General features: G+C 66.6%; 10 protein-coding genes and 3 tRNA genes. 11 read left to right on the top strand and 2 right to left on the bottom strand.

Going from position 1 to position 11854, the window contains the following annotated elements:
• Window positions 1-321 precede the first annotated feature (321 nt).
• Window positions 322-1263 carry a bifunctional riboflavin kinase/FAD synthetase gene (locus MLE18_RS13190; RefSeq protein ID WP_243439267.1) on the bottom strand — a complete coding sequence of 314 codons (942 nt, stop codon included), beginning with the start codon at window positions 1261-1263 and terminating at the stop codon, window positions 322-324.
• Window positions 1264-1399: 136 nt separating this feature from the next.
• Here MLE18_RS13190 and MLE18_RS13185 point away from each other — a divergent pair.
• The 3 genes from MLE18_RS13185 to MLE18_RS13175 all read left to right on the top strand — a co-directional run bounded on the left by MLE18_RS13185 (window position 1400) and on the right by MLE18_RS13175 (window position 2361).
• Window positions 1400-1486 (top strand) — tRNA-Leu (locus tag MLE18_RS13185).
• Window positions 1487-1616: 130 nt separating this feature from the next.
• Window positions 1617-1703: transfer RNA gene (locus tag MLE18_RS13180), tRNA-Leu, on the top strand.
• 160 nt (window positions 1704-1863) lie between these two features.
• Window positions 1864-2361 (top strand): hypothetical protein, encoded by a 498-nt coding sequence (locus MLE18_RS13175; protein ID WP_243439266.1) that lies wholly within the window; start codon window positions 1864-1866, stop codon window positions 2359-2361.
• Window positions 2362-2511: 150 nt separating this feature from the next.
• Here the strand turns inward: MLE18_RS13175 and MLE18_RS13170 are convergent, their stop codons facing one another.
• On the bottom strand, window positions 2512-2766 hold the full coding sequence (locus MLE18_RS13170; RefSeq protein ID WP_243439265.1) for a hypothetical protein: 255 nt from the start codon (window positions 2764-2766) through the stop codon (window positions 2512-2514).
• A 191-nt stretch (window positions 2767-2957) separates the two neighbouring features.
• On the opposite strand from MLE18_RS13170, the gene MLE18_RS13165 reads away from it, so the two are divergent.
• The 8 genes from MLE18_RS13165 to pheT all read left to right on the top strand — a co-directional run bounded on the left by MLE18_RS13165 (window position 2958) and on the right by pheT (window position 11827).
• Window positions 2958-4760, top strand: coding sequence for a sensor histidine kinase (locus MLE18_RS13165; RefSeq protein ID WP_243439264.1), 1803 nt, complete (start codon window positions 2958-2960; stop codon window positions 4758-4760).
• 92 nt (window positions 4761-4852) lie between these two features.
• Window positions 4853-4927 (top strand) — tRNA-Val (locus tag MLE18_RS13160).
• 75 nt (window positions 4928-5002) lie between these two features.
• Window positions 5003-6940 carry a threonine--tRNA ligase gene (gene thrS / locus MLE18_RS13155; protein WP_243439263.1) on the top strand — a complete coding sequence of 646 codons (1938 nt, stop codon included), beginning with the start codon at window positions 5003-5005 and terminating at the stop codon, window positions 6938-6940.
• A complete protein-coding gene (gene infC / locus MLE18_RS13150; RefSeq protein WP_243439338.1) occupies window positions 6924-7454 on the top strand; it encodes a translation initiation factor IF-3 in 531 nt (176 codons plus the stop codon). Before thrS ends, infC begins: the two co-directional genes overlap by 17 nt.
• A gap of 86 nt (window positions 7455-7540) precedes the next feature.
• Entirely contained in the window at window positions 7541-7738 is a 198-nt protein-coding gene (gene rpmI, locus MLE18_RS13145) for a 50S ribosomal protein L35 (RefSeq protein WP_243313936.1), read from the top strand.
• A gap of 168 nt (window positions 7739-7906) precedes the next feature.
• Complete coding sequence (rplT, locus tag MLE18_RS13140) at window positions 7907-8260, top strand: 50S ribosomal protein L20 (protein ID WP_243439262.1); 354 nt, start codon at window positions 7907-7909, stop codon at window positions 8258-8260.
• Window positions 8260-9309 (top strand): phenylalanine--tRNA ligase subunit alpha, encoded by a 1050-nt coding sequence (gene pheS / locus MLE18_RS13135; protein ID WP_243439261.1) that lies wholly within the window; start codon window positions 8260-8262, stop codon window positions 9307-9309. The genes rplT and pheS overlap by 1 nt, the downstream gene beginning before the upstream one ends.
• 106 nt (window positions 9310-9415) lie before the next feature.
• On the top strand, window positions 9416-11827 hold the full coding sequence (gene pheT / locus MLE18_RS13130; protein WP_243439260.1) for a phenylalanine--tRNA ligase subunit beta: 2412 nt from the start codon (window positions 9416-9418) through the stop codon (window positions 11825-11827).
• Window positions 11828-11854: the final 27 nt, after the last annotated feature.

The raw sequence follows: 11854 nt of genomic DNA, 5'->3' as shown, positions 1-11854 counted from the left end.
CCGTCCTGAGCCCCGGCCGTCGGACATATCGAAAGAATATCCTTGGCCGGGGCTCAACACGGCAGATCACCCACCCGATATGGTTCAGCGCGGATGTGCCGTGAAGGGGAGGCTTGAGCGCGTTGCCGCAGACGTCGGAAATAACGTGGGCGGGACAAAGCCGAAGGGGACACCCCATCACCCGCGAAGAAGACAATGCCGCCAATAGCGCTGAATCCCTCCGCCCCCAACGCGAAGCGGAAAGGGATTGCAAAGGGAGGAACTCCCTTTGCCCGCCGGAGGCTATTATCCTCTGTATCCCTCCGCCGTTCCCTCCGCGCCCTACAGCGCGGATTCCGGCGCGGCCAGAATCCTCTTGGCCAGCCGCACGTCCTCGGCGATGCGGGCCTTGAGCTCATCGATGCCGGAGAATTTCTTCTCGGCGCGCAGGCGCTGGACGAAGTGCAGGTCCACCTCCTTGCCGTAGAGGTCGCCCGCGTAGTCGAAGATGTGCGCCTCCACTGAGAGCGCCCCGCCGCCGAAGGTGGGGTTGGTGCCCAGGTTGGCCACCCCGGCCCAGACGTCCTCCCCGCGCGTCACCCACACGGCGTACACCCCGCCCATGGGCAGCAGCTGCCCCTGGGCGTTGACGTTGGCCGTGGGGAAGCCCAGGAGCTTGCCGCCCCGGTCCGCCCCGTGGATGACCTCGCCGCGCACCTTGTGGAAGCGCCCCAGCAGGGGCTTGGCGTCCCAGACGTCGCCCGCGCCAAGCATGTCGCGGATGCGCGTGGAGCTGACCACGGCGTCGTCCACCAGCACGGGGCCGAGGCGCTCCACGGCGAAGCCCAGCTCGCGCCCCAGGGCGGAGAGGGTGTTGTAGTCGCCCTTGCGGCCTTTGCCGAAGGCCCAGTCGTGCCCGATGATGAGCTCGCGCATGCCCAGTTCGCGCACCAGGCAGTCGCGCACGAAGTCCTGCGGCTCCAGGGCGGCGAAGGCCCTGGTGAAGGCCAGGACCATGCAGGCCTCGATGCCGGTGGCGGCGATGAGCTCCAGCTTGACCTCGGGTGTGGTCAGGCGCGGGGGGTCGTTCTTGCCAAGGAGCACGCTGCGGGGGTGCGGCTCGAAGGTGAGGGCCAGGCTGACCACGTTCAGGGCCTTGGCGCGTTCGCGGGTGCGGGCCAGGAGTTTCTGGTGCGCCACGTGGACGCCGTCGAAATTGCCTATGGTCAGGCAGCATCCGTTGAGGACGCCTTCAAGTTCGTCGAATGTTCGGGCTACGATCATGGGGGTTCCAGAGGGGCGGGATGCCCGCACCAGGAGGTATATGAAACGTGCGGCGGCATCAACCGAGTAAAAATCACAGGGGCATAAAAAAGGGCTTGCCAAACACTTCGGAGGCGCATAGAAGCGTTTCTCCCGTGCCGAAGTGGTGGAATTGGTAGACACGCTAGGTTCAGGGTCTAGTGGGGGCAACTCCGTGGAGGTTCGAGTCCTCTCTTCGGCACCACCCTTTTCAGGTAAGGCCAGGCAGAAATGCCTGGCCTTTCCGCTTTTGCGGGGGGCGGCAAAAAACCTCCACAGACCCTCGATTTCCACTTGATCCTCTCGCCCGCCGCTGTTAGAAGCCTCTCTCCCGCGCCGAAGTGGTGGAATTGGTAGACACGCTAGGTTCAGGGTCTAGTGGGGGCAACTCCGTGGAGGTTCGAGTCCTCTCTTCGGCACCACCGATCATGCAAGGCCAGGCAGAAATGCCTGGCCTTTTGCTTTTCCGCCCCGCGTTTCTGCAAATGTCACACGCGGCGTGGCCCCCGTCACACTCCCGTAACCACGCCCAGGGCCGTTTTTCGTATCGTGCTCGCACCGTCACCCCTGGGGAGGGATGCCATGCGCGAGTTCTCAGAATCCGAGGCCCTGCTGCTGCGGGTTGTGGACCAGTTCGACAAGATCAAGAAATATCAGGGGATAACCCCCGAGGAGCACGTCCTGTTCTTCGATGGGAAGGCCGCCGGGAAGCTGCTCAAGGACGGCGTGCTGGAGAAGGTGAAGCTCCGGTCCTTCGGGCAGAAGATCAAGGGCGTGCGCTTCAGCGAGGAAGGCCGCCTGATGTGGCGGGCCTACACCCAGGAGGAGCCGCCGCACCACCCCACGGCCACCGACAGGCTGGTCAAGGACGTGTACCTGGCCTCGCGCCTCTCCTTCATGGGGGAGGCGGTGCCCAAGTCATACATCCTCAAGCATCACGCCCGCGCCAACCTCTACGACGCCTTCGCCTCCGGCCTGGTGGCCAAGGTCCGGCTCAGCCAGCCCCAGCGCGACGTGGTGCGCGGCTACATCTGCACCCCGGCGGGCTACGCCTACCTGCGCGGCAACGACCTGCTCTAACCGTGATGCGCCAGGAGCGCGTCCAGTCGGCCTCAAGCGGTCGCATCGCGTTGCGGGAACCAGATCGCCTCGGCAGGTCCGGACCCGCTGGCTGCCGTCGCACCGGCCGGATTGCCGCTTGGCAGCGCCCGAAGCATGCCGGGCACGGGCCTAGTGCTTCGCGTAGCCCTTGGCCCGCATGCAGGCGTCCATAAGCTCCTGAACGCGCTCCTCGCGGCCGGTGCCGGGCATGTTGCCGGTGGCCTTGGCCGCCTCCCAGGCGCAGTCGGCGTTGTCCTGCTCCTGCTGGGCCGGGGTGGCGCCGTGGCGCTCGTAGCGGGGCGCGCCCCCGCAGCCGCCAGCCAGCAGGCATGCCAGAATCAGGCCCGAAGCCATCGCCAGGGTGGCCGGCCTGCCTATCGCCATGTGAGCGCCAGGATGTAGAGGGCCATGCCCGTCAGGGCGAAGATCGTGTCCGCACGTTTCATGCAGCATCCCTCCTTTTGGATTGTGAAGCATACTCTCTGCCCCGCGACGTATCAAGCGGAGCCTCGCCGCCGTTGCCCAAGCCTCCGGGATGCTGTATGCCTTGAGCAAGCTCGCATAAGGATGCCGCCATGACCCGAAAGTTCGTCATCCTCGCCACAACGGCGCTCCTGATCCTGGGCGCGGTCATGTGGTGGATCGGGCAGCGGGCCCAGAGCGAGCTGCAGGCCGTGGCCACGCGCCAGTTCAACAAGCAGCAGCTCATCCTGGCCCAGAAGGTCGCCCAGGACATCACCCAGCACTTCGCCTACCTGCAGGACAGCCTGCTGGAGCTGTCCAACATCGGCCACAAGCACCCCGAGATCATGCAGACCCCGGAGCGGGCCATCCCCCCCTTCCTGGAGATCCTGCGCTCCAGCGACGTGCTGGCCATCGGCTATTCGCCTCCCGGTTCCCAGAACGTGACCCTCTACGATGAGCGCGGCCCTGTGGAGGAGCCCCTGATCCTTGACTACACCCCCTTCCTGGACTGGGCCGACGGCACCGCCACCCCGTTCAAGGCGCTCTACGGCCCGTGCGAGACGCCCGCCTCCGGCCCCTTCAAGGGCAAGACCATCGTGCGCGTCGCCACCCGCTACTGGCCCGTGGGCGCGGCCCCCGACAGGCCCGGCTCCCTGTTCATGGTCGTGGACGCCATGAGCGTGGCCCAACGCTACGCCCACGACGTGCGCTCCGGCGAGACCGGCTACGCCTGGGTGCTGGACCAGCGGGGCATCTTCCTGGACCACTACATCGAGGACTTCATCGGCCGCGACGCCGTGCAGGCCCGCATCGGGCGCGACCCGAACCTGGACTACTCCCGCATCGAAACCATCATGCGCGACCAGATCCTCACGGGGCAGGAGGGCGTGGACTGGTACGTCTCCGGCTGGCACCGCGGCGCGCGGGGGGAGGTGCGCAAGCTCATCGCCTACACCCCGGCGCGCATCGCGCCGGACCAGCCCCGCCCGCTGGTCTGGGGCGTGGCCGTCGTGGCCCCCATGGATGAGGTGGAAGGCATCATCGGCCAGGCCGCCCGGCGCGAGATGCTCATGGTGGCCGCCTTCCAGGCCGTGGTCTTCATGGGCCTGGCCGTGACCGTGTATTTCTCCATGCGCTGGTCCAGCGCGCTCAAGTCCGAGGTGGAGGCCCGCACCCACGAGTTGCGCGAGGCCCGCGACAAGATCACCGAAAACCTGCGCACCCTGCTGGACACGCAGGAGCGCCTGATCCGCTCCGAGCGCTTCGCCGCCATCGGGGAGGCGGCATCCCGCATCTCCCACGAGATCAAGAACCCGCTCATGCTCATGGCCGGGTTCGCCCGGCAGGTGCGGCGCACCCTGGACGCGGACAGCAAGGAGCACGAGAAGCTGCGCCTGGTGGAGGAGGAGGCCAAGCGCCTGGAGACCCTCCTGGAGGAGGTGCGCGACTTCACGCGGCCCTCGGCCCCCAAGCTCGAACCGCTGGAGCTCAACGCCACCGTGTCCGACACCCTCAAGCTCATGGAGGCGGAGCTGGCCGCGCGCAGGATCGAGCTGCACACCGACCTGGCCGAGGGCCTGCCCCCCGTGCAGCACGACCCGGCGCAGCTGCGCCAGGTGATCATCAACCTGGTCAAGAACGCGGCCGAGGCCATGCCCGAGGGCGGGCGCGTGGCCGTGACCACCAGGCTTGCCGGAAATTCGGCCGAGATCATCGTGCGCGACACCGGGCCGGGCCTGCCGCCCGAGCAGCTCAAGCAGATCTTCAACCCCTTCTACACCACCAAGGAGCGGGGCACGGGCCTGGGGCTCTCGGTGTGCTACCGCATCCTGCAGGACCACCAGGGCGACATCCGGGCCGTGTCCGAGCAGGGCAAGGGCTGTGAGTTCACGGTGAGCCTGCCGGCGGTTTGACTGGGCTTGAGCGGCTGAAAAGAAAAAGTACTCGCCGGCGGGAGAAACCCCTTGACTTCGCGGCCTGGTTTGGGCATTTGTCTCCTCCCTGCAGGACCGTAGCTCAGGGGGAGAGCACTTGCTTGACACGCAAGGGGTCAGGAGTTCAAATCTCCTCGGTCCTACCATTGACCTTAAGGGAGGCCCCGCCTCCCTTTTTTTCGACTTGGGAAGCCGTACGCCTCCCGGGATGGAGCGATATCGTGAACGTCCGCGTCGGTGATCAGACTGTTGAGGCACAGGCCGGCCAAAAAGTTGGGGAAGTGCTCGCCAAGGCGCTCTCCGGCAAGGCCTTCAAGAACACGGTGGTGGCTCGCTGCGGCGAGGCGCTTCTGGACCTCTACGCCCCGCTGCCCGACACCTGCACCGAGCTGACTCCCATCCCCTCCGACAGCCCCGAGGGCGTCGAGGTCATCCGCCACTCCGCAGCCCACGTGCTGGCCGAGGCGGTCAAGTCGCTGTTCCCCAGCGCCCAGGTGACCATCGGCCCGGCCATCGAGAACGGCTTCTACTACGATTTCGCCTTCGAGCGCCCCTTCACCCCGGAAGACCTGGAGCGCATCCAGGCCGAGATGGAGCGCCTGGTGGCCCAGGGGCACCCCTTCTCCTGCCGGACTGTCTCCAAGGACGAGGCCGAGGGCGTGTTCAAGTCCATGGGCGAGGACTACAAGCTCGAAGTGCTGGCCGACATTCCGGCGGACACCGTGTCGCTCTACACCCAGGGCGCCTTCACGGACCTCTGCCGCGGCCCCCACGTTCCCTCCACCAGCTTCCTCAAGGCCTTCAAGCTGACCCACGTGGCAGGCGCCTACTGGCGCGGCGACGAGAAGCGCCCCATGCTTTCGCGCATCTACGGCGCGGCCTTCGCCGACCCCAAGGAGCTCAAGACCTACCTCCAGCGCCTGGAGGAGGCCAAGAAGCGTGACCATCGCCGCCTGGGCGTCCAGCTCGACCTCTTCAGCTTCTCGGACGAGGCCGGCGCGGGCATGGCCATCTGGCACCCCAAGGGCGCGCTGGTGCGCACCATCATCGAAGATTTCGAGCGCAAGGAGCACCTGCGCCGCGGCTACCAGATCGTGCAGGGCCCGCAGATTCTCAAGCGCGAGCTTTGGGAGCGCTCCGGGCACTACGACAACTACCGCGAGAACATGTATTTCACCGAGATCGACGAGCAGGCCTACGGCATCAAGCCCATGAACTGCCTGTCGCACATGCTGATCTACAAGTCCCGCCTGCGCTCCTACCGGGACCTGCCCCAGCGTTATTTCGAGCTGGGCGTGGTGCACCGCCACGAAAAGTCCGGCGTGCTGCACGGCCTGCTGCGCGTGCGCCAGTTCACCCAGGACGACGCGCACATCCTCTGCCGCCCCGACCAGCTGCAGGACGAGATCATCGGCATCATAACCTTCGTCAAGGACGTGGTGGGCCTGTTCGGCTTCGATTTCGAGGCCCAGCTCTCCACGCGCCCCGAGAAGTCCATCGGCTCCGACGAAGCCTGGGACCTGGCGACCAACGCCCTGATCCAGGCCATGAACGCCGCCGGATTGCCCTACACGGTCAACGAGGGCGACGGAGCTTTCTACGGGCCCAAGATTGACATTAAACTCAAAGATGCTTTAGATCGCCGGTGGCAGTGCGCAACGATCCAGTGCGACTTCACCCTGCCGGAGCGCTTCGACCTGACCTACACCGGCCAGGACGGAGAGAAACACCGGCCGGTCATGCTGCACAGGGTCATACTCGGCGCGGTTGAACGGTTCCTGGGTGTGCTCATCGAGCACACGGCGGGAGCCTTTCCCACGTGGTTGGCCCCGGTGCAGGCGAGAATCCTCACCGTCACCGACGCGCACGACGCCTACGCACAGTTCGTGCTGGAGCGCCTGCGGGATGCGGGCATCCGCGCGGAGGCCGACCTCCGCAACGAGAAGCTCGGCTACAAGGTGCGCGAGGCCCAAATGGAGAAAATCCCCTACATGCTCGTCATCGGGGACCAGGAGCTCGAAGCGCGCGGCGTAAACGTCCGCCTGCGCTCGGGTGAGAATTTAGGACTTATGGGAGTGGAAGACGTGGCCTCGAAAATTCTCGAGGACTGCCAGGCCCCATTCAAACGAGGAGGAATGCGCTATAACTTCTGCCAGTGACGCCGCACGCTGCAACCATCAGATCCGCGCTCGCGAAGTGCGGGTGATCGCCGACGACGGCTCCCAGCTGGGAATTCTGCCCACCAGCGAGGCCCTTCGACTGGCCCAGGAGAAAGGCCTGGACCTGGTCGAGGTCGCCGCTGCCGCCGATCCCCCGGTCTGCCGGATCATGGATAACGGTAAGTTCAAATACCAGCAGCAGAAGAAGCTACAGGAAGCCAGGAAGAAGCAGACGGTCATCCAGGTCAAGGAAATCAAAGTCCGGCCAAAGACCGACGAGCACGACTACCAGACCAAACTCAAGCACATCCGCCGCTTCCTGGAAGCAGGCGACCGCTGCAAGGTCTCGGTGTTCTTCCGCGGGCGCGAGGTGGTCCACAAGGACCGCGGCGCCAAGATCCTCGAGCGCATCGTGGTTGACCTCGGCGATCTGGTCAAGGTGGAGCAGGAGCCCCGCTTCGAGGGGCGCGTCATGAACATGATGCTTGCTCCATCGGTGAAAAAGAAACCTTAGCGCACAACATATCACGCAGGTTACGGCGTGCCGCCCGCTGCGGGGAGAATAAACCCGGAGCGGGCAGTATTTTCAGGAGGACGACAATGCCCAAGATGAAGACCAACAAGTGTGCCGCGAAACGCTTCAGTGTCACCGGCACCGGCAAGTTCCGCCGTCGCAGGCAGAACAAGCGCCACATCCTGACCAAGAAGACCGCCAAGCGGAAGCGCCAGTTGTCGCCCTCGGCCATCGTCGACAGCGCCAACGAGCGTGCCTGCCGGCGGATGATGCCCTACGCCTAGCCGAAGGCCGCCTACGGACGCAGGGCCGACCCTGCGACCGGCCGGATTCTTCCGGCTGGCCCGAGGGAACGGCTGCCGCGGCATCGGCGGCTACGTACGCTTTTCAATTTGTGGAGAAGCCCCAGCGAGGTGTCATCCCGCGGGCCTTGCTCCAAGGAGGACGAAACCATGCGCGTTAAACGCGGACTCGCCGCCCACAAGCGGCACAAAAAGTATCTGAAGATGGCCAAAGGCTTCGTGGGCGCCCGCTCGGTGCTCTACGAAACCGCACGCGAAAACGTCGAGCGCGCCCTGGCTTACGCCTACCGCGACCGCAAGGTGAAGAAGCGCGAATTCCGCAAGCTGTGGATCATGCGCATCAACGCCGCCGCCCGCGAGAACGGCATGAGCTACGGCAAGTTCATCCACGGCCTGAACCTGGCCGGCATCGAACTGGACCGCAAGGTCCTGGCCGACATGGCCGTGCGCGAGAAGATCGGCTTCGCCAAGCTGGTCGAGATGGCCAAGGCCAAGGTGAACTAGTGAGTTCAGGCCGAGCCCTCGTCGAAGAGCTTACCGCCCTGGCCGAGGAAGCCAAGAGCATCCTCGGCCGGGCGGATTCCTTCGAGCACCTGGAAGAGCTGCGCGTGCTCTTCCTGGGGCGCAAGGGCCGCCTGGCCCAGATCATGGCCAAGCTCCCCGGGCTCACCCCCGAGGAGAAGCGCGACGCGGGGCAGGCCGCCAACTCCGTGAAGGAGTCGCTCACCGCGCAGTACACCCTGCGCCTCGAGGCCCTCAAGCGCGCCCAGGACGAGGCCATGCTCGCCGGGTTCGACCCCTCCCTGCCGGGACGCGCGCCGTCCCTGGGCGGGCTGCATCCTCTGACCATCGTGTCGGAGGAGATCACCAGCGCCTTCCAGAGCATGGGCTTCGAGATCGTCTCCGGCCCGGAGATCGAGACCGACTTCTACAACTTCGAAGCCCTGAACTTCCCTCCCGAGCACCCCGCCCGGGACATGCAGGACACCCTCTACATCGGGGACAACGTCCTTTTGCGCACGCACACCTCGCCCCTGCAGGTGCGCACGCTGCTCTCCCGCAAGCCCCCCGTGGCCGCCATCGCGCCGGGCAAGGTCTACCGCCGGGATTCCGACCTCACCCACTCCCCCATGTTCCACCAGATCGAGGGCATCCTCGTGGACAAGGGCGTGACCATGGCCGACCTTCGCGGCACCCTGACCTTCTTCGTGCACCGCATCTTCGGCCCCGACACCCTTGTGCGCTTCCGCCCGAGCTTCTTCCCCTTCACCGAGCCCAGCGCCGAGGTCGACATCTCCTGCGTCATGTGCGAGGGCAAGGGCCACGTGGACGGCCAGACCTGCCGGGTCTGCAAGTCCACCGGCTGGGTGGAGATCCTGGGCTGCGGCATGGTGGACCCCAACGTGCTCAAGGCCGTGGACATCGACCCCGAGGTCCATTCCGGCTTCGCCTTCGGCATGGGTGTGGAGCGCGTGACCATGCTCAAGTACGGCGTGGGCGACCTGCGGCTCTTTTTCGAAAACGACGTCCGTTTCCTGGGCCAGTTCGCCTAGCGGCCGGGGCGCGTAATGCGTCTGGCCCGGCGGACCTACCTCGATCTCGATGACCGGGCGGGCCGGGCACCCCTCGCGGGGCGTCCTTCCGCCGGAGGCTTTGCATATGCTTCTCTCTCTGAACTGGCTGCGTGAGTTCGTCCCCTACGAGGGTCCCGTCGATACCCTGGCCGACAGGCTGACCATGCTCGGCCTCGAAGTGGAGGGCGTCAGCCGCCCCTTCGCGGCCGCCGCCGACGTGGTGGTGGGCCATGTGCTCACCCGCGAGAAGCACCCCGACGCGGACAAGCTCTCCGTCTGCACCGTGGACGTGGGCGAAGCCGCCCCCCTCCAGATCGTCTGCGGCGCGTCCAACGTGGCCGCCGGCCAGCGCGTGCCCGTGGCCAAGGTCGGCACGGTCCTCCCCGGGGGGCTGACCATCAAGAAGAGCAAGATCCGCGGCGTGGAATCCTTCGGCATGATCTGCTCCGAGTCGGAGCTTGGGCTGGCCGAGAAGTCCGAGGGCATCCTGGTGATCGAGGGCGCGCCTACCCCGGGCATCACCCTGGCCCAGGCCATGAACCTCGACGACACCATCCTGGAGATCGGCATCACGCCCAACCGCGCCGACTGCCTCTCCATCCTGGGCCTGGCCCGCGAAACGGCCATGGCCTTCGGCCTGCCCCTGACCCTGCCCCGCTTCCAGCTGAGCGAATCCGGCGAGGACGCCACCTCCCTGGTCTCCGTCACCATCGAGGACCCCAAGCTCTGCCCGGTCTACCGCGCCCGCATCCTCAAGGGCGTGGCCATGGGCCAGAGCCCGGCCTGGATGCGCTACCGCCTCACGGCCATGGGACAGCGCCCGGTGAGCAACATCGTGGACGTCACCAACTACGTCATGCTCGAGCTGGGCCAGCCCCTGCACGCCTTCGACCGCAACCTGCTGGCGGGCGGGCGCATCGTGGTCAAACGCGCCGCCGACGGCATGCGCTTCACCACCCTGGACGGCCAGGAGCGCACCCTTACCGGCAGCGACCTGCTCATCTGCGACGCCGAGAAGCCCGTTGCCCTGGCGGGCGTCATGGGCGGCGAGAACACCGAGATGAACGCCGACTCCACCGAGGTGCTGCTGGAGTGCGCCGTGTTCAACCCGGCCACCATCCGCAAGACCGGCCGCCGCCTGGGCATCTCCAGTGAGTCATCCTACCGCTACGAACGCGGCGTGGACCAGCCCGCATCCCTTTTCGCCATGAACCGCGCGGCCGCGCTCATGGCCCAGGTCTCCGGCGGCACGGTGCTGCCCGGCGTGGCCTGCGACGAGCCCGCGCCCTGGGTCAGCACGTCGCTGGGCTTCCGCCCGGCCCGCGCCACCGCCCTGCTGGGCGTGGAGGTCACTCCCGATTTCTGCCGCAAGACCCTGCTGGGCCTGGGCTGCGAAGTGGAGGCCAAGGCCTCCGAGGCCTGGACCGTCACGCCCCCGCCCGCCCGGCTCGACCTGGAGCGCGAGGTGGACCTCATCGAGGAGGTGGGCCGCGTCTACGGCATGGACCGCATCCCCGCCGTGATGCCGCGCATGGTCAAGCAGCTCCAGATCACCGACACCCTGGGGGCCGAGGTGCCCTTCCTGCGCCGCATCAAGGCCTGGGCCGCCGGCGCGGGCCTGCGCGAGACCGTGAACTATTCCTTCGTGGGCCAGCAGGAGCTGGACCTTCTGGGCCTGCCCGACGAGGGCCGCGTGCCCGTGGCCAACCCCCTCTCGGAAGACCAGAACGTCATGCGCACCGCCCTGGCCCCCGGCCTGCTCAAGTCCGTGCGCCACAACCTGAACCAGGGCAACATGAACCTGCGCCTGTTCGAGGTGGCCAAGGTCTTCCAGGCCGACAAGGCCAGCGAGACCACGGTGCGCGAGTCCCACCGCCTGGCCCTGGCCCTGCACGGCGCGCGCTTCACCGCCTTCCCCTGGCCCGAGGAGAAGGCCGACTACTCCGACCTGAAGGGCCTGGTGGAGAACCTGCTGGGCTCCCTGGGACTTGGCGCGCCCGTGTGCGCGGTCAAGAAGGATCACCCCTGGCTGGCCCCCTGCGTCGAGATATCCTACGGAGGCCGCCGCATCGGCGAGATGGGCCGCGTGCTGCCCGACGTGGCCGAGAGCTTCGGCGTCAAGGCCGAGCTCTGGATGGCCGAGATCGACCTGGAGGCCCTCATGGCCCTGCACGACGGCCGCTCCATCCGCTTCCAGGGGCTGCCCAAGTTCCCGCCCTCCCGCCGGGACATGACCCTGGTCATGCCCGCCGCGCTCTCCGTGGCCTCGGTGCTGGACGCCGTGGCCGGGCAGAAGATCGGGATATTGGAAGAAGCGGCCGTGGTTGACCTCTTCGTGCCCGAGGGCGCCCAAGAAGGCGCGGCGGAGAAGAACGTGACCTACCGCGTCACCTACCGCCACGCCCAGCGCACCCTGACCGACAAGGACGTGGACAAGGCCCACAAGGCGCTCTGCGACGCGCTGATCGCCGCTCTGCCCGTCAGGTTCCAGCAGTAGCCGGGATTATACTTTCGCCTCCGGCGG

This window comes from Fundidesulfovibrio soli, from assembly GCF_022808695.1.
GTDB classification, from domain to species: Bacteria; Desulfobacterota; Desulfovibrionia; order Desulfovibrionales; family Desulfovibrionaceae; genus Fundidesulfovibrio; species Fundidesulfovibrio soli.
Note: the sequence above shows the minus strand (reverse complement) of the source record. Positions and strands in the feature narration are given on the sequence as shown.

Excerpts from the sequence above, each read along its gene's own strand:
- MLE18_RS13190 (WP_243439267.1), bottom strand. The coding sequence starts at position 1,263 with ATGATCGTAGCCCGAACATTCGACGAACTTGAAGGCGTCCTCAACGGA.
- MLE18_RS13175 (WP_243439266.1), top strand. The coding sequence starts at position 1,864 with ATGCGCGAGTTCTCAGAATCCGAGGCCCTGCTGCTGCGGGTTGTGGAC.
- MLE18_RS13170 (WP_243439265.1), bottom strand. The coding sequence starts at position 2,766 with ATGGCGATAGGCAGGCCGGCCACCCTGGCGATGGCTTCGGGCCTGATT.
- MLE18_RS13165 (WP_243439264.1), top strand. The coding sequence starts at position 2,958 with ATGACCCGAAAGTTCGTCATCCTCGCCACAACGGCGCTCCTGATCCTG.
- rpmI (WP_243313936.1), top strand. The coding sequence starts at position 7,541 with ATGCCCAAGATGAAGACCAACAAGTGTGCCGCGAAACGCTTCAGTGTC.
- rplT (WP_243439262.1), top strand. The coding sequence starts at position 7,907 with ATGCGCGTTAAACGCGGACTCGCCGCCCACAAGCGGCACAAAAAGTAT.
- pheT (WP_243439260.1), top strand. The coding sequence starts at position 9,416 with ATGCTTCTCTCTCTGAACTGGCTGCGTGAGTTCGTCCCCTACGAGGGT.